The sequence below is a fragment of the Rhodoferax ferrireducens T118 genome, from assembly GCF_000013605.1.
Lineage (GTDB): Bacteria > Pseudomonadota > Gammaproteobacteria > Burkholderiales > Burkholderiaceae_C > Rhodoferax > Rhodoferax ferrireducens.
Genome location: NC_007908.1, coordinates 1,027,160 through 1,043,402, shown reverse-complemented (window position 1 = coordinate 1,043,402; position 16,243 = coordinate 1,027,160). Strand labels below are relative to the sequence as shown.

Here is a 16,243-nt window from a genome sequence, read left to right as displayed (position 1 = left end):
ACCGTCATATCTCTGTCGCGGGCCTGCGCGGACCTACCCGCAATGTATTGCCAGAAAGTCATTCTATGTATTTCAGCGACATGAAATTGGCTATCAAGAAAGCGGAGTTCATGTCGATAAACCTTGAGAACATTTCAACCCGAAAGTCATCAGCGTCACCAACTGCGGCGCTCGTCGCTGTGATATAGCCCAAGCGCTAGAAGGCCCCCTCCCATGAGTCAGCAAACTGCCACCCCATCCGGCACGGCAACATCCCAAGGCACCCCCATGGCCGGGGCCGTTACTTCCATCCGCGAGTTCCTGGCCTTCAAGCTCGGCCGCGAGGAATACTGCATTGACATCCTGCGCGTGCAGGAAATCCGCTCCTATGAAGAACCCACCCGCATGGCCCATGCACCGGCCTTCATCAAGGGGGTGGTCAATCTGCGCGGCGTGATCGTGCCGATTGTGGACATGCGCATCAAGTTCAACCTCGAACAGGTGAACTACGACACCTTCACCGTGGTGATCGTGCTCACCATCGGCACCCAGGTGGTGGGAATGGTGGTCGATGGCGTCTCCGACGTCATCACCTTGAAACCTGAGCAAATACGCCCGGTGCCCGAGCTTTCTTCAGCCGTCAGCAGTGACCACCTGCTGGGCATCGGCTCGGTGGGGGACCGCATGCTGATCCTGCTCGATATCGAAAAATTCATGGCCAGCGCCGAAATGGGACTGATCGCGGAAACAACGCATTGACTTGAAAATTCAAATGAATAACCTGAAAATCTCCACTCGCCTCGCTCTTGGTTTTGCCGTGATCATCGCGGTTTTTCTTCTGTTGGCTGGCGTTACCGCATGGCGTGTGAACATGGTATCCGAGGCCTCGACGCGCATGGAGCGTTCTGCTGAACTGCTGCAATTGGCGGGCAACTGGCAGGGTGATGTGCGGCAAAACTCCGCGCGCTCTCTGGCAGTAGGCTATTCAGAGGGTGGCACCATGCTCGACTTCTTCAAAGAGGCAATGGCTGCCACAACACGCGGGACGACCGAGACACAAAAGGCTTTTCTAGCCAAGGTGCAGGACAGCGAATCCAGAAAGCGGGCCGAAAATGTGGGTGAGGTGCGCAAAACATGGATTGCAACCCGCGACCAGGTCAATGTCTTGAAAGCCGCTGGGGACGACGCTGGTGGCCGCGCCCTGGTGGAGAAGAAATTCCTGCCGATCACAGATGACTACATTCGCGCAACACAGGCGCTGGTTGATGGGGAAGCTGCTCACGTTCACGCGGCTCAGCAGGAAGTCAAGGAAATGTTCCAGCAGCTGTATCTGCTGGGTGCAGTGCTCCTGGTTTTGACCCTGGCTGCTGCCGTCTTCATTGGTTGGAGGCTGTCGCGCAGCATTTCGAGCCGCGTCGATGCAGCACGTCTCGCCGCACAACGCATTGGCGAAGGCGACCTGAGCCAACCGCTGAGTGCCGCCGGAAAGGACGAAATCGGACAGCTTCTCCAGGCCCTGTCCACCATGCAGGACAACCTGAGCCGGGTCGTCTCTAACGTCCGTCAGGGCTCCGAGAGCGTGGCAACTGCCAGTGCCGAGATTGCCCAGGGCAACCAAGATCTCTCGGCCCGCACCGAAAGCCAGGCCAGCGCGCTGGAAGAAACCGCCGCCTCGATGGAAGAACTCAGCTCCACCGTCAAGCAAAACGCCGACAACGCCAAACAGGCCAACCAGTTGGCCCAGAGCGCTTCGAGTGTGGCGATCCAGGGCGGTGAAGTGGTCGCTCAGGTCGTCGACACCATGAAGGGCATCAACACGTCGTCCCAGAGGATCAGCGACATCATCAGCGTGATTGACGGCATCGCCTTCCAGACCAATATCCTGGCGCTCAATGCCGCAGTAGAGGCGGCCCGTGCCGGCGAGCAGGGCCGTGGCTTTGCGGTGGTGGCGTCCGAGGTGCGCAGCCTGGCGGGGCGCTCAGCCGATGCGGCGAAGGAAATCAAGAACCTTATCAACGACAGCGTGGAGCGCGTCGAGCAGGGCACGGCGCTGGTGGGTCAGGCCGGTGCCACCATGACCGAGGTGGTAAGCAGTATTCGCCGCGTGACCGACATCATGGGTGAGATCAGTGCGGCCAGTTCCGAGCAGAGTGCCGGGGTATCCCAGGTGGGCGAAGCCGTTACCCAGATGGACCAGGCCACGCAGCAGAATGCCGCGCTGGTGGAGGAGATGGCGGCCGCGGCTTCCAGCCTCAAATCGCAGGCGCAGGATCTCGTCGGCACCGTAGCGGTATTTAAGCTGGCGCAAGGTCAAGAGGGCTTTGCATCGAGCAGCCCTCGCGCCGCCGCACCCGCGAACCACAGCGCGCCCAAGCAGCTTTCCCCGGCCCGAGCAGCGTAGGGTCAATGTTCAAAGATGGGAAACGCTATTTCCATCCTGCAAAGCAAATCGCTATGGCCACGAGAATCTCCGGGAGGGGAAAGACGTCGATAGAGCGGCCATCGCTGAAGATACGGTTGCTCAGGAAGTTGGCGGCGAAATGAGGCCATCCTGGAGAATCAATCTGGTTGGCGCAAACGTGATTCCAGTTTTTTGCTCTATTCCTCTCCTGTTTTCGAGTCCCCTTTGCCAACCAGAACGGCCCTCAAATCGTAAAATTTTCATAACAATCTGAACCTGTCGATTCCGATATGAATATAGTCAACTGTAGCGTGACGGCCGGATTCACAGCGGAAGGACGTTTGGGTCTTTGGCCGGCTGGCAAGACGATCGGGAATCCAATATACATGGTCGACGCGTCGGCGCAAGCCGTGGCAATGGAAGACACCAGTTTTCAAAACTATTGCCAACTTCCACAAAGACAACGGTCCTGCTATCCGTAGCGTCTCGCGTTAATTGGCTGTGGTGCAGTGGTTTGATAGCAGCCTTTCCGGTTCTCCGCTACATCGCGATCCTCCTCGTCGGCCACAGTCACTACACTGTTGTTCGAATGCAGGTCAATTCCGCTATATTTCTTCTTGGCCTCCTCTTGGTTAAAGTTGGTTCGCGACCTCACTTTAATTCCGCCACCAACCTCGGCGCCGGCACGCCGGCTGGATGAGTTCCAGAACCGCATCTTTCCCCATAGTTCTCATTTGAAAGTAGCTATGCCATTCACACCTTTCCCACCACTTGTCAATCTGCAAGAGATCGGCTGGAACCCGGAGCGCGTTGCCGCCGTAAATTCAATTGCCGCGCCTAACAACGAACGTATTGCGCTTGCAGCGCTAACGCGTCTCGAGCTGTATGACCATATCGCCGCCTTTGCGCTCTGGTGCGATATCCAGGCTTTGGACCGGCAATGAGCGATTTTTTACAGCTGGACCTGGTCGGCGTTGCCGACGCAATTGCGCAAAAGCGCTTCAGCGCACAGGAGATCGTAGCCTGGTCGCTGCAGCGGCTCGAATCCATTGGACGCAATTTGAACGCCATATTCCGCATCGATCACGAGGATGCGATGGTGCGCGCCCGCTCGCTGGACGATCTGCAGTCCCGCAGGGGCACTTGTGGACCGCTGCATGGCGTGCCGTTGGCGCACAAGGACCTGTTCGGCATCGTTGGCCGTGAATGCCATGCCGGCTCGCTTATCTTGCGCGGACAGGTGGCGGCACGTAACGCATGGGTTATTGATGAACTGAATGCTGCGGGACAGGTGAATCTGGGCTCGCTTCACATGGCCGAGTTTGCCGTGAGCCCGACCGGCTTCAACGCGCATTACGGCCACGGCCGAAATCCATGGAGTCCGATGCACGTCTGCGGCGGTTCGTCGAGCGGCTCTGGCATTGCGGTGGCATCACGTCTGGTGTTTGGCTCGCTGGGCACCGACACCGGCGGCTCGATCCGCCATCCCGCCGCCATGTGTGGCGTTACCGGATTGAAGACGACCTTCCGCCGGGTGAGCGTAGCCGGTGTGGTGTCGCTGTCCTCCTCGCTGGATTGCGTCGGGCCACTGGCACAAAGCGCGCGCGATTGCGCCCGACTGCTGACGCACATCAGTCGGCCCAATCCGGATGATGGTTTGTGTACAGGGGTCGCGAATCAGGATTACGAAAACGGATTGGATGGCGACCTGCGCGGTCTGCGCGTCGGCGTGCCGGAACATTATTACCGAGACAACCTCGACCCCGAGGTCGCAGCGGCGCTGCAAACCAGCCTGGAAGTCTTGCGGGCCCGCGGCGCAACGCTGGTCACTGTAGCCGTACCGGACATGGCATTGATCAATGCGATGATGCAGCTCATCATGTCGGTGGAAGCGGCAGCGCTGCACCGCAAGTGGATCGAATCGCGGCCGCAGGATTATGCTGAGCAAGTGCGCTTGCGCATCGAGGCCGGCTTTGCCTATTCCGCTGTACGTTACGTGGAGGCGCTAGCGCTACGCGTGAGGCTGACCGAGGAATATCTACAGACCAGCTTCGCCAGCTGCGATCTAATCCATGTTCCGACCATACCAGTGCAAACGCCAACCATTGCCGCGACGACCGAAGGCGATCTTCAGGCCATCCTGCAAACTATCGGCCGCATCACGCATGCCACGCGCGGCGTCAACTATCTGGGCCTGCCTGCCATCAGCGTACCTGCCGGGATATCAAGCGAAGGTATGCCCCTGTCATTCCAGTTGATCGGCCGACCTTTCGATGAAGCGCTGCTCTTGAAAACTGCGGACGCTTTCCAGCGCGAGACCGACTGGCATCGCCGTCGCCCGCCAATACAATGACAATTACCCGCTCAGGAAGGCTCCGTCGCAATACGGATAACGGACAATTCAAGGCATGCTTGATGTCCGAAAAAGCTCGATCCATGGCGCATTGCGCAAGGTTCTCAAAAGGATCCACTATTCGCTGGAAGTCATGCTCACGTGCGTGCGATGGTATGTGGCCTATCCGTTGAGCTTGCGCCACATGGAGGAGATGACGCAAGAGCATGGGGTGTTCGTTGATTAAGCAGCACGCTTTTTCTCAGCCACGCTTCCTTATTGCGACACCTTGAAGCGTACCCATTCCCGCTACGGTCGGCCAATACCGGCCTCTCGCCTAGCGCAATGCGCAGTCGACCTCGCACGCGACCGCGGCGGCCCAAAACTCCTCGGACTTCGGTGGCAGGCTGTGCTCGGGACGGAACAGCCGTAACTCGACGGGCACCGTCCAGCTTTCGTCACCCGCCACGACCAGCCGCCCCGCCGACAGGTCGTCCTTGATCTGGCTTTCGGGTAGCCAAGCCAGGCCGCGACCGTCACGCACCATGGATTCAAGCACCGCCGCTAGGTGCGAGACGAACACCTGTTCCAGTTGAGGCTTGGCGGGGCGTTGTTCCAGCATGTGGTCCACCGCGCGTCCGATCGCCGAGGTCTCGGCGTAGGCGAGATAGTGCGCCGGCTGCTCGCGTGTGCCGGGCAGGGCATGGGCGGGCCCGCCCTGTTCGTGGGGTGTGGACACCGGCAGTAGCCGGTCGCCACCGACCACTATGGACCTGAAGCCGTCAGGCGGCAGGTGCAGATCGACGCTGCGGTGGGCGTGGCACAGCATGAAATGCGCATGCCCCTTGAGCAGTGTCTGCACACAGACTTCAAAATGGTTGGAATCCAGTCGCGTGAACAGAACGCCATTGCGCTCCTCGACCGTGCGTATCCAGCGTGGAAAGAAATTCAGCGACAGGCTGTGGGTGGCGGTGAAGATGATGGTGTTGGCCGACGCGAGGTCAAGATGGCGAACGTCCTCTCGCACCTGGAACAGCCGGCGCAGCACTTCCTCAGCAATTGCCCGGAACTTCTGCCCGGCGGGAGTAAGGCTGATTGGCTGCGTGGCGCGCTCGATCAGCGGCGCGCCCAACCATTCCTCCAAGCTGCGGATGCGGCGACTGAACGCCGGCTGCGTCGTGAAGCGCAATTCGGCCGAGCGCGTGAAATTGAGAGTATCGGCCAGGCTGAGGAAATCCTCAAGCCACTTCACTTCCATGGGGTACTCCTTGCAGTAGCGCGCCGATGCCCGCGCGGCATCAGTCCATTGTGAATCGGCATTCGCTTTCGGCGACGTCCAAGCATATTATTTTACGCGGGCTCAGATTACGCCGTGATCTGGCGTGTCCGAATCATAAACAGTGAGGCATCAATGACCCCGACAACCAAGACTTTCTGGCGCAACTTCATCGATGGTGAATGGGTAGACGGCGCAACCGACGAGCGCATTTTGATCGACAACCCGGCCACCGGCGAACCCATCGCTGAGGTGGCGCGCGCGATGCCTGCCGATGTGGACCGAGCCGTGGCCGCCGCACGCCGCAGTTTCGCCAGCCGCGCCTTGCTCGACCTGCCACCGGCTGAACGTGGCCAACTGATGTTCGAGGTGGCACGGCACCTCGGTGAGATGACCGAGGAAATCGCGAAACTCGAATGCCTGGACAACGGCAAGACGCTGGCCAATGGCCGCAACGATGTCAAACTGACCATGCGTTACCTGCAATACTACGGGGGTATGGCCGACAAGCTCGAAGGGCGGCAAATTCCACTGGGCCCGGGCGTTCTCGACTACACGGTCCACGCGCCGTTCGGTGTCTCTGCGCAGATCGTGCCCTGGAACGGTCCGTTGCCGGTCGGCGCTCGCTCGGTGTGCTGTGCGCTGATCACCGGCAACACCGTCGTTCTCAAGTCGCCAGAAGATTCGCCGCTCAGCCTGTTCAAGTTCGCAGAGGCCTGCGAGAAGGCCGGCGTGCCCAAGGGCGCGCTCAATATCATCTGCGGATACGGGCACGATGCCGGTGCCGCACTGGTGGCCCACCGCGACATCGACCACATCGTGTTCACCGGCTCCGTCGCAACCGGCAAGAGCGTGCTGCGCTCGGCCGCCGAGCGCGTAATTCCCTGCGTGATGGAGCTTGGTGGCAAGTCGGCCGGGATCGTCCATGCCGACGCCGACCTGGAACGCGCCGTAAAGAGCGCGGCGCGTGGCATCTTCTTTCACGCCGGCCAGATCTGTTCGGCCGCCAGCCGGCTCCTTGTGCACCGTTCGATTTACGACGAGTTCGTCTCCTTGATGGTCAAGGAAGCCGAAGCGCGTTCGGTGGGCGCCGGCATCGAAGGCCATGACATGGGGCCGTTGATCTCCGCGCGCCAACTCGACAAGGTTGAGGGCTTATGCCGGGTCGGAGTCGACGAAGGCGCGCGTCTGGCTACCGGCGGCGCCCGCCTGCCGGGCCGCAAGGGCTATTTCATGGCTCCGACCGTGTTCAGGGATGTACATCCCGAAATGCGCATCGCCCGGGACGAGTTCTTCGGACCGGTGGTGGTGGTCATTCCGTTTGACACGCCGGAGGAGGCGATCACGATCGCCAACGGCACCGATTACGGACTGGCCGCCGGGGTGTTCACCCGCGACCTCAGCCTCGCACTGTGGACCGCCGACCGGCTGGTCGCCGGCCAGGTCTACGTCAACGACTGGTGGGTTGGTGGTGTTGAAACCCCGTTCGGCGGCACCAAGCGGTCCGGCTACGGGCGCGAGAAAGGGCAAGAGGCACTGCTCGGCTACGTCCAGACCAAGAACGTCGGCATCCGCCTCTGAGCGCACGCGCCCGGTCCCGATGCTGTGCCGGCATCGAGCCATCCGCACACGGCATTCGCCTAGGGGCCTGCAGGTTGATAAGCTGTGTGCGTCCCTTCCTTCAACCTTCACGACGAGATCCTTATGAACAGAAAGTCCTTCTCTCTGGCGGTCCTGGCCGCCGCGGTCGCCGTGTCGGTGACCACCCTGCACGCGCAAACGCTCGGTGGCAATGCCATCGTGGCCATCACCCAGGCTCCGCCGACGCTGGACGCGCAGGTCACCACCATCCAATCCGCGCGCCACATCAACTTGCACATCTACGAGACGCTTTACGCACGCGACGAGAATGGCAAGCCAGTGCCAGACTTGGCTGAAAGCGTGGCAATCTCGCCCGACGGCAAGACCTACACCCTGGCACTGCGTAAGGGCGTGAAGTTCCACAATGGCAAGACCATGGGCTCGGCCGACGTGGTGGCCTCGCTGGAACGGTACCGCAAGATTGGAGCAAACGCCAACTTGCTGTCCGAGGTGGAGACCATCTCCGCCAAAGGCCCCAATGAGGTGGTAATCAAGCTCAAGAAGGTGCAGTCCACGCTGCTCGACACGCTTTCGTCATCGACCGCGCCGCTGGCCATCTACCCGGCTGAGGAAGCGGCCAAGGGAGCCAACAAGATCGCCTACATCGGTACCGGCCCTTTCAAGTTCGTCGAGTTCATCCCCGACAGCCACGTCAAGCTCGAGCGCTTCAAGGACTATGTGCCCAACCCGCACTACACCAAACGCGATGGCTTCGCGGGAAAGAAGGAGGTCTACCTCGACACAGTGACCTTCCGCTTCATGCCCGAGGCGGGCGCGCGCGTGGCGGCGCTGCAGTCGGGCGAGGTTCAACTGGTGGAGACGGTGGACGGACCGACCAAAAAGAGGCTGGAGACCAACCCGGCCTTCAAGATCTACAAGCTGTTGCCCTTCTCGTTCCAGATCATCAAGCTCAACCACGCGGTACCGCCCACCGACAACCTCGCGTTCCGTCAGGCCGTGGTGGCGACGCTCGACATGGAAGAGATTATGTCGATTGCCTACCCCGACATCTATCAACTCGACGGCGGCTGGCTATATCCGAAGTCGCCGGCCTACGTGGGGGTCGGCCTTAATACGTACAACAAGCCCGACCTGAAAAAGGCCAGGGAGCTGGTCGTGAAATCGGGCTACAAGGGCGAGAAGATCACCTTCCTGGTCGACAACCTACGCGCCAACACTGACACCGCCACCGTGGTGCAACAGCGTCTGGCGCAGATTGGCGTCAACGTCGACATCAAGGTCACCGACTGGCCGACCGCCGTGAAGATCGGCTGGTCGCCGGAGGGCTGGAACCTTTTTGCCCACGGCTTCGGCATCCAGCCCTTCGAAGGGCCGGGCACGGTGATGTCGGCTTGGGCGGGCGGCCAGCTCCACCAAAAACCCGACGCCGAGATCGATCGCCTGTACGCAGCCTACAGCGGCGAGTTGGATGCTGAGAAGGGCAAGACCTTGTTCGCCTCCTTCCAGCAGCACATGATCAACGACGTGATCGCCATCAAGGTCGGCAACTACGGCCTGTTCCAGGTCGGCACCGCCAAGCTTCGCAACTTCGAACCCTACCGCATCCCACGCATGTGGGGCGTCTGGCTCGACAAGTGACCGGATGCGGTCCCTTCCGGCGTGGCGTACTGCCGCGTCTGAAGGGGCTGCACACGCAACATGCCCCAATACCTTCTGCGCCGTTTCATCGCCGCGATCCCGGTGATGTTCCTCGTTTCCCTGATGTCGTTCGCAGTCATCTGGCTGGTGCCTGGCGACCCGGCCTCGTCCTTCCTCGACGCCAGCGCGACCCAGGAGCAAATCGCCCGCATACGCCAGGAACTAGGGCTGAACCAGCCGCTGTGGCAACAAATGCTCCATTGGTACGGCCGGGTGCTCACGGGCGACCTCGGACAGTCGATCCTGCTGCACCGCAGCGTTGGCGAAGCGTTGCTGGAGCGCCTGCCCGTCACCCTGTCGCTGGCGGCGCTGGCGCTGGTACTGGCCGCCGTGCTCGGCATCTCGGCGGGCATCTTCGCCGCCATGCACCGGGGCGGCATAGCTGACCGCACGGTTATGACGGCATCGCTGCTGGGCTTGTCTGTGCCCGACTTCTGGCTCGGTCTGGTGATGATCGTGGTGTTTGCCGTGGGCCTCGGCTGGCTGCCGTCCGGCGGCTTCGTGCCGATCACCGAAAGTGTGGTCGGCTGGATGCGCACCATGACGCTGCCGGCGCTGACGCTGGCCTTGGTGCAAACCGGCTTCATCGCACGCATGACCCGCTCTGCCATGCTCGATGTGTTGCATCAGGACTTCATTCGCACCGCCGACGCCAAGGGCTTGAAGCACGGCTTCGTCGTGTTGCGCCATGGTTTGCCCAACGCGATGCTGCCCATCCTCACCGTGCTCGGCATCATCGCCGGCTCGCTGCTGGGCGGCGCTGTCGTCGTCGAGCAGGTGTTCTCGCTGCCCGGCGTCGGGCGTCTCATCATCGGCGCCATCATGAGCCGCGACTTCCCTGTCATCCAAGGCGGGCTGCTGTTCCTGGCTGCCATCTATGTCGTCATCAACCTGATGGTCGATCTGCTGTATGCGGTGGTCGACCCGCGAGTCAGACTGTGAATCCGTCCTCCTCTTCTACCCGCATCGTGCGGCGCGTGCTGGCCCATCCTTCCATTGTCATTGGCGGCGGGCTGGTGCTGGCGGTCGCCGCCGTGGCTCTGTTGGCCGGCGTCGTTTCACCGTACGATCCGCTGGCCAGCAACTTCCGCATGAAACTGCAGACACCCAGCGCCGAGCACTGGTTCGGCACCGACCACTTCGGGCGCGACGTGCTGTCGCGGGTCATCTACGGCGGCCGCCTGTCGCTGCAGATCGGCCTCATGGTGGTGTTGATCACGGGGCTGTTCGGAACGCTGATAGGCAGCGTGGCGGGCTACTTCCGCCGGCTTGACGATCCCATCATGCGCTTGATGGACGCCCTGATGGCCTTCCCCGCCATCCTGCTCGCGCTGACCGTTAGCGCGACCCTGGGCGCCTCTGTCCAGAACGTGATCATCGCGCTCAGCATCGCAACCACGCCGCACACTGCACGCATCGTGCGCAGCTCGGTGCTGGTGGTGCGCGAGATGCAGTACGTCGAGGCGGCGCGCGCCCTCGGTGCGGGCGACTGGCGCATCCTGTGGTTCCACGTGCTGGCCAACTCGCTGGCGCCACTGATCGTGCGGCTGACCTTTGTCTTCGCCAGCGCCATCCTCGCCGAGGCCGTGTTGTCCTACATCGGGGTAGGGCCACCGCCGCCCACGCCCAGCTTCGGCAACATCATCGCCAACGGCCGCGATTTCATGGTCGAAGCGCCATGGGTCACCATCTTTCCCGGGCTGGCCATTGTGGTCTGCGTGCTGGGCCTGAACCTGCTCGGAGACGGCCTGCGCGACCTGCTCGACCCGCGTATCAAGGTGGGCCCATGACACAGCCGGTACTCGACATCCGGGGCCTGACCACGGCCCTCGGCCACAAGGGCCAGACCACCATCCTCGAAGACGTGACGCTGGAGGTTGCCGCCGGCGAGGTGCTCGGCGTGGTTGGCGAATCGGGCAGCGGCAAGAGCATGCTGGCGTTAGCCGTCATGGGGCTGCTGCCATCCGGTATCCAATGCACCGCAGGCAGCATACGCCTGCTGGGCGACGAGCTCACCGCTGGCAGCGCGTCGGCATGGCGGGCGCGGCGCGGGCCCGACATGGCCATGGTGTTCCAGGAGCCGATGTCCTCGCTCAACCCGGTGATGCGCATCGGCGCGCAAATCGAGGAGGTGCTGCGCCGCCGCCTCCGCATGAAGGGCGACGCCGCGACCCGCCGCGCGCTCGACCTGCTCGAACGTGTGGAGATCCCGTCGGCCAAGAGCCGGCTTGCGGTCTACCCGCACGAGATGTCCGGTGGCATGCGCCAGCGCGTCATGATCGCCATGGCGCTGGCCTGCGACCCCAAGCTGCTGATTGCCGACGAGCCGACCACCGCACTCGACGTGAGCATACAGGCGCAGATACTGGACCTGCTGCGCGCGATACAGCGCGAAACCGGAATGGCCTTGATGCTCATCACGCACGACCTTGGTGTGATTGCCGAGATGGCCGACCGCGTGATGGTGCTGTACGCCGGTCGCGTGGCAGAGACCGCTCCAGTACAAGTGCTGTTCGACACACCGGCCCACCCCTATTCACGCGCATTGCTGGACTCGGTGCCCACGGTCGCCACCCGGGTCGAGCGCCTGACCACGATTGAAGGCTCGGTGCCTGCGGTCGGAGCCATGCCCCCTGGTTGCCGCTTCGCGCCGCGTTGCGCGCATCGCACCAATGCCTGCGACATGGAACCGCCCGCCAGCCGCCTGCTGATGTCCGGCCATTCGGTGGCCTGCCTGCATCTCGGCGCCGTCACCCCCGCGGCGCCGATTGCCATGGAGACGAATTCGTGAGCGCTGCACCCGATACCGATATCCTGATCGAAGCACGCGGGCTCGCCAAGCACTTCCCGGTGCGTAGCGGCGTCCTGGGCATGGGCCACAAGGCCGTGGTGCGCGCGGTCGATGGCGTGGACCTGAGCATACGCAAGGGCGAGACGTTGGGCCTGGTCGGCGAGTCCGGTTGCGGCAAATCGACAACCGGCCGCCTGCTGCTGCGCCTGATCGAGCCGAGCGCGGGCTCCATTGTGCATGAAGGCGTTGATCTGACCACGCTGGACCGACGCCAGATGCGCGAGCGGCGCCGGCACATGCAGATCATCTTCCAGGACCCATTCGCGTCGCTGAACCCGCGGATGACGGTGGCGTCCATCATCGGGGAAGCCTTCGCGATCCACGGCGTGGGCACCTCTTCCGAACGGCAGACACGGGTGGCCGAGCTGCTCGATCTGGTGGGGCTGCCGCGTAGCGCCGCCGCCAAGTATTCGCATGAATTCTCAGGCGGCCAGCGCCAGCGCATAGGGATTGCGCGCGCACTGGCGCTCAAGCCGGCCTTCGTGGTCTGCGACGAGGCGGTGTCGGCGCTGGACGTGTCGGTGCAAGCTCAGATCATCAACCTTATGCAGGACCTGCAGCGCGAGCTGGGCCTGACCTACCTCTTCATCTCGCACAACTTGTCGGTGGTGCGGCACATCTCGACGCGCATCGCGGTGATGTACCTCGGGCGCATCGTAGAGATCGCCACGGCCGATGAGTTGTTCGAACGTCCGACGCACCCCTACACCCGCGCTTTGCTGTCGGCCGTACCCATCGCTCACCCCAACGACCAACGCCACCGCCATATGCTTGGTGGCGACGTGCCCAGCGCGCTGGACATACCGGCTGGCTGCCGCTTCGCGCCGCGCTGTCCGGTCGCACAGGACCGCTGCCGCAGCGAAGACCCTCTGTTGAGTCCGTTGCCCGACGGGCGACGGGTGGCCTGTCACTATGCTGCTTGATCGCCGTGTCGCAAGGAATCCGATGAACCCCTCCTATATTGAAGAGCAGCGCGATCTGGCCGCAGTGTTCCGCGGCGCCGCCATGTTCGGCGGCCAGGCCGGTGTATGCAGCCATTTCAGCCTGAGGGTGAGTGATGACCCCCTGCGCTTTTTACTCAACCCGTGGGGCATGTACTTTTCCGAAGCCAGGGCGAGCGAGCTGATGCTGGTTGACGAGAACGGCGTTGATCAGAGCGGCGGGCGCGATGGCGGCTTTGCCGCTTTCAACATCCATTCGCAGATTCATGCCGTTCACCCCGAGGCGCACTGCGTGCTGCACACCCACATGCCTTATGCGACCGCGATCACGATGCTGGATAAGGGCAGGCTGGAACCCGCCTCTCAGGAGGCCTTACGGTTCCATGACGATATCGCTTACGACGACAGCTACAACGGCCTAGCCCATGATCCCGACGAAGGCGAGCGCATCGCCCGCAAGATGGATGGAAAACATGTGCTGTTCCTTGCGCACCATGGAGTGATCGTGGTCGGTCCTTCGGTAGCCCAGGCCTTTGATCACCTGTATTACCTGGAGCGCGCGGCGGAGTTGCAGGTCAAGGCCATGAGCTGCAACAGGCCACTGCGGCTAGTCCCGGACGACATCGCAAAAAGAACGGTGAAGCAGTTCGGACGTGAACGCGAGCACTGGGCACGGCTGCATCTTGATGCGCTGCGGCGCAAGCTCGACCACGAATGTCCCGAATATGCAAGCTGATTGGAACCGCAACCATGAAAGGAATTGATATGTCTGGCAAAAGAAAACTTGGCTTTATCGGTGTCGGCCTGATGGGGCATGGCTTGGCGAAAAACCTGCTCAAGCAGGGGCACGCCATGACCCTGCTTGATCATCCAGGCAACCAGCCGATCGATGACTTGATGAAAATGGGTGCTCAAACGGTTGCGACTCCCAAAGAGGTGGCGACTGCTGCCGATGTGGTGTTCCTCTGTGTCAACGGATCGCCCCAGGTCGAAGCTTGTGTCTACGGTGCGGATGGTCTTCTGGAAGGCCTGCGGGCGGGGGGCGTTGTCGTGGATGCCACGACGGCAGACCCTGTGTCGACGCTCAAGGTGGCGGCTGCGGTGCAGGCGCGAGGCGGACGTTATGTCGATGCCCCGATGACCCGTACCTCCCAGCATGCCGAAGATGGCTGTGTCAATGCCATGCTCGGTGGAGATGCCGTAACGATTGCCGAGGTCCGCCCGCTGATTGAAGCCTACGCCGAAAATATCTTCATCGGTGGTGAGGTCGGTTCCGGCCATCGCCTGAAGTTGTTGCACAACTACATTTCCCTGGGCACCCTGGCCCTGCTGGCTGAAGCCTATACCTGCGCCGGCAAGGCCGGGGTCGATCGCAAAGTGCTGACCGAGGTGCTGGCAACCGGAGGGGGCGACAGCGTTGTTCTCAAACGCCTGATGCCCTTTCTCGATAGCGGAGAGCCTGGAAGCATGATGTTTTCCCTGATCAATGCAGGCAAGGACTTGCGGTATTTCACCCACATGGCAGAGGACCTTCAGGTCGGTGCCTTTGTCGGTGAGGCGGTCCATCAAACCTTTGTTACTGCTTCGAATGTGGGAGGGGGCGAAAAAATGATTCCCGAACTGCTCAACATTCTGTGTCGCATGCATGGCGCACCACTCTGCGGGAAAGAAACAACTCTTCAACACAAGGCATCTGATGCAGGAAAACTTTGACCTTTTGATCCGCAACGCAAGCATTGTCGACGGCACGGGCGCCCCCCGTTTCACGGGCGACATCGGCATTCGTGGCGAGCGCATCGCGCGCATCGGCGATCTCTCAAAGCTGCGTGGTGCGCTGGAGATCGATCTGGCGGGTCGCATTGCGGCGCCGGGCTTCATCGACGCGCACACCCACGACGACCGATTCATGCTGTCCAACCCCGACATGGCGCCAAAAATCAGCCAGGGTGTGACCACGGTGATCGGCGGCAATTGCGGCGTCTCACTGGCGCCGATGCCGCGCCCCATTCCCGATCCGGTCACGCCACCCCTGAACCTGCTCGACGGCGATGGCGAGTGGTTCCGTTTTCCCAGTTTCGCCGCCTACCTGGATGCGCTGCGCGCCCAGCCGGCCGCCACCAACTGCGCGATGCTGGTGGGCCACACCACCTTGCGCGTGGCCACCATGGATGACCTGACGCAGCCGGCGACGCCGGCCGAAATCGGCGCCATGCGCGAGCTGGTCGACGAGGCCATGCGCGCGGGCGCCATCGGTGTGTCCACAGGGCTGTTCTACGAACCGGCAATTGCCGCGCCCACGGAGGAGATCATCGAGATCTGCCGACCGCTCAAGGAGTTCAACGGCCTGTACTGCACCCATATGCGCGACGAGGCGGACCGGGTGCTCGACTCGCTGGAGGAAAGCTTTCGCATCGGCCGCGAGGTCGGGGTGCCGGTGGTGATCTCGCACCACAAGCTGGTGGGACAGGCGAATTACGGTCGCTCCGAGGAAACGCTGTCCTTCATCGAAAAAAACATGGCCAAGCAGCCGATCTGCCTGGACTGCTATCCCTACACTGCCGGTTCCACCATCCTGTCCGCCGACCGGGCGGCCACTTCCACACGGGTCATTGTCAGTTGGTCGAAAGCGCTGCCCGAGCATGCCGGCCAAGACCTGGCCGACATCGCGCAGAAGATGGGCGTCTCCCAGGACGAAGCCGTGCAACGCCTGCTACCCGCTGGCGCGATCTACTTCCGGATGGACGAAGCCGATGTGCAGCGAATTCTGAAGTTCGACCAGACCATGATCGGCTCCGACGGCCTGCCGCATGACGCGGCACCGCATCCGCGCCTGTGGGGCAGCTTTGCACGCGTGCTGGGCCACTATGGCCGCCTGCTCGGGCTGTTCCCGCTTGAGACTGCCGTGCACAAGATGACTGGCCTAACGGCGAAGAACTTTGGCCTGAAAGACCGCGGCGTGCTGAAGGAAGGCGCCTACGCCGATTTGACCCTGTTCAACGCCGACACGGTGGACGAGGTCGCCACCTATGAGAAGCCGATTGCGCCGGCACGCGGCATCGACACGGTGATCGTCAATGGCGCCGTGGTCTGGCGCGACGGCCGCTCGACCGGCGCGCGCCCCGGGCGGGTGCTGGCGCGCGAACCGCAAGAGACAGGAAGCTGA

14 protein-coding genes and 1 pseudogene are annotated in these 16,243 nt (G+C 62.1%); 14 read left to right on the top strand and 1 reads right to left on the bottom strand.

Annotated elements, in window-relative coordinates:
• Nucleotides 1-213 precede the first annotated feature (213 nt).
• The 5 genes and pseudogenes from RFER_RS04950 to RFER_RS24465 form a co-directional block, all read left to right on the top strand.
• Nucleotides 214-738, top strand: coding sequence for a chemotaxis protein CheW (locus RFER_RS04950; protein WP_011463305.1), 525 nt, complete (start codon nucleotides 214-216; stop codon nucleotides 736-738).
• 13 nt (nucleotides 739-751) lie between these two features.
• On the top strand, nucleotides 752-2,380 hold the full coding sequence (locus RFER_RS04945) for a methyl-accepting chemotaxis protein (protein WP_011463304.1): 1,629 nt from the start codon (nucleotides 752-754) through the stop codon (nucleotides 2,378-2,380).
• A gap of 638 nt (nucleotides 2,381-3,018) precedes the next feature.
• Nucleotides 3,019-3,324 (top strand): hypothetical protein, encoded by a 306-nt coding sequence (locus tag RFER_RS23970; protein WP_166485665.1) that lies wholly within the window; start codon nucleotides 3,019-3,021, stop codon nucleotides 3,322-3,324.
• Nucleotides 3,321-4,733 carry an amidase gene (locus RFER_RS04935; RefSeq protein ID WP_011463303.1) on the top strand — a complete coding sequence of 471 codons (1,413 nt, stop codon included), beginning with the start codon at nucleotides 3,321-3,323 and terminating at the stop codon, nucleotides 4,731-4,733. The genes RFER_RS23970 and RFER_RS04935 overlap by 4 nt, the downstream gene beginning before the upstream one ends.
• A gap of 55 nt (nucleotides 4,734-4,788) precedes the next feature.
• Nucleotides 4,789-4,956 (top strand): annotated as a pseudogene (locus RFER_RS24465) (IS6 family transposase); the annotation flags it as partial.
• A 93-nt stretch (nucleotides 4,957-5,049) separates the two neighbouring features.
• Here RFER_RS24465 and RFER_RS04925 read toward each other — a convergent pair.
• Nucleotides 5,050-5,970 (bottom strand): LysR family transcriptional regulator, encoded by a 921-nt coding sequence (locus RFER_RS04925; RefSeq protein WP_011463301.1) that lies wholly within the window; start codon nucleotides 5,968-5,970, stop codon nucleotides 5,050-5,052.
• A 153-nt stretch (nucleotides 5,971-6,123) separates the two neighbouring features.
• Between RFER_RS04925 and RFER_RS04920 the strand changes: the two genes are divergently transcribed.
• The 9 genes from RFER_RS04920 (at nucleotide 6,124) to RFER_RS04880 (ending at nucleotide 16,243) form a co-directional block, all read left to right on the top strand.
• Nucleotides 6,124-7,569, top strand: a complete 1,446-nt coding sequence (locus RFER_RS04920) for an aldehyde dehydrogenase family protein (protein ID WP_011463300.1) — start codon at nucleotides 6,124-6,126, stop codon at nucleotides 7,567-7,569.
• Nucleotides 7,570-7,692: 123 nt separating this feature from the next.
• Nucleotides 7,693-9,228 carry an ABC transporter substrate-binding protein gene (locus RFER_RS04915; protein WP_011463299.1) on the top strand — a complete coding sequence of 512 codons (1,536 nt, stop codon included), beginning with the start codon at nucleotides 7,693-7,695 and terminating at the stop codon, nucleotides 9,226-9,228.
• 60 nt (nucleotides 9,229-9,288) lie between these two features.
• The gene (locus RFER_RS04910) at nucleotides 9,289-10,230 is read left to right on the top strand and encodes an ABC transporter permease (RefSeq protein ID WP_011463298.1); all 942 of its coding nucleotides are present in this window, start codon (nucleotides 9,289-9,291) and stop codon (nucleotides 10,228-10,230) included.
• Nucleotides 10,227-11,078: an ABC transporter permease gene (locus tag RFER_RS04905; RefSeq protein ID WP_011463297.1), complete on the top strand. Its 852-nt coding sequence runs from the start codon at nucleotides 10,227-10,229 to the stop codon at nucleotides 11,076-11,078. The genes RFER_RS04910 and RFER_RS04905 overlap by 4 nt, the downstream gene beginning before the upstream one ends.
• On the top strand, nucleotides 11,075-12,079 hold the full coding sequence (locus tag RFER_RS04900) for an ABC transporter ATP-binding protein (RefSeq protein WP_011463296.1): 1,005 nt from the start codon (nucleotides 11,075-11,077) through the stop codon (nucleotides 12,077-12,079). The genes RFER_RS04905 and RFER_RS04900 overlap by 4 nt, the downstream gene beginning before the upstream one ends.
• Nucleotides 12,076-13,062 carry an ABC transporter ATP-binding protein gene (locus RFER_RS04895; protein WP_011463295.1) on the top strand — a complete coding sequence of 329 codons (987 nt, stop codon included), beginning with the start codon at nucleotides 12,076-12,078 and terminating at the stop codon, nucleotides 13,060-13,062. The genes RFER_RS04900 and RFER_RS04895 overlap by 4 nt, the downstream gene beginning before the upstream one ends.
• Before the next feature lie 22 nt (nucleotides 13,063-13,084).
• Nucleotides 13,085-13,816, top strand: a complete 732-nt coding sequence (locus RFER_RS04890; RefSeq protein WP_085998757.1) for an aldolase — start codon at nucleotides 13,085-13,087, stop codon at nucleotides 13,814-13,816.
• A 29-nt stretch (nucleotides 13,817-13,845) separates the two neighbouring features.
• A complete protein-coding gene (locus RFER_RS04885; protein ID WP_011463293.1) occupies nucleotides 13,846-14,793 on the top strand; it encodes an NAD(P)-dependent oxidoreductase in 948 nt (315 codons plus the stop codon).
• Nucleotides 14,777-16,243 carry an N-acyl-D-amino-acid deacylase family protein gene (locus RFER_RS04880; protein WP_011463292.1) on the top strand — a complete coding sequence of 489 codons (1,467 nt, stop codon included), beginning with the start codon at nucleotides 14,777-14,779 and terminating at the stop codon, nucleotides 16,241-16,243. Before RFER_RS04885 ends, RFER_RS04880 begins: the two co-directional genes overlap by 17 nt.

What these genes read in the sequence shown, in the direction of transcription:
- RFER_RS04935 (WP_011463303.1), top strand. Translation starts at nt 3,321, where the DNA reads ATGAGCGATTTTTTACAGCTGGACCTGGTCGGCGTTGCCGACGCAATT.
- RFER_RS04910 (WP_011463298.1), top strand. Translation starts at nt 9,289, where the DNA reads ATGCCCCAATACCTTCTGCGCCGTTTCATCGCCGCGATCCCGGTGATG.
- RFER_RS04925 (WP_011463301.1), bottom strand. Translation starts at nt 5,970, where the DNA reads ATGGAAGTGAAGTGGCTTGAGGATTTCCTCAGCCTGGCCGATACTCTC.
- RFER_RS04950 (WP_011463305.1), top strand. Translation starts at nt 214, where the DNA reads ATGAGTCAGCAAACTGCCACCCCATCCGGCACGGCAACATCCCAAGGC.
- RFER_RS04945 (WP_011463304.1), top strand. Translation starts at nt 752, where the DNA reads ATGAATAACCTGAAAATCTCCACTCGCCTCGCTCTTGGTTTTGCCGTG.
- RFER_RS04915 (WP_011463299.1), top strand. Translation starts at nt 7,693, where the DNA reads ATGAACAGAAAGTCCTTCTCTCTGGCGGTCCTGGCCGCCGCGGTCGCC.
- RFER_RS04900 (WP_011463296.1), top strand. Translation starts at nt 11,075, where the DNA reads ATGACACAGCCGGTACTCGACATCCGGGGCCTGACCACGGCCCTCGGC.
- RFER_RS04890 (WP_085998757.1), top strand. Translation starts at nt 13,085, where the DNA reads ATGAACCCCTCCTATATTGAAGAGCAGCGCGATCTGGCCGCAGTGTTC.
- RFER_RS04885 (WP_011463293.1), top strand. Translation starts at nt 13,846, where the DNA reads ATGTCTGGCAAAAGAAAACTTGGCTTTATCGGTGTCGGCCTGATGGGG.
- RFER_RS04920 (WP_011463300.1), top strand. Translation starts at nt 6,124, where the DNA reads ATGACCCCGACAACCAAGACTTTCTGGCGCAACTTCATCGATGGTGAA.
- RFER_RS04880 (WP_011463292.1), top strand. Translation starts at nt 14,777, where the DNA reads ATGCAGGAAAACTTTGACCTTTTGATCCGCAACGCAAGCATTGTCGAC.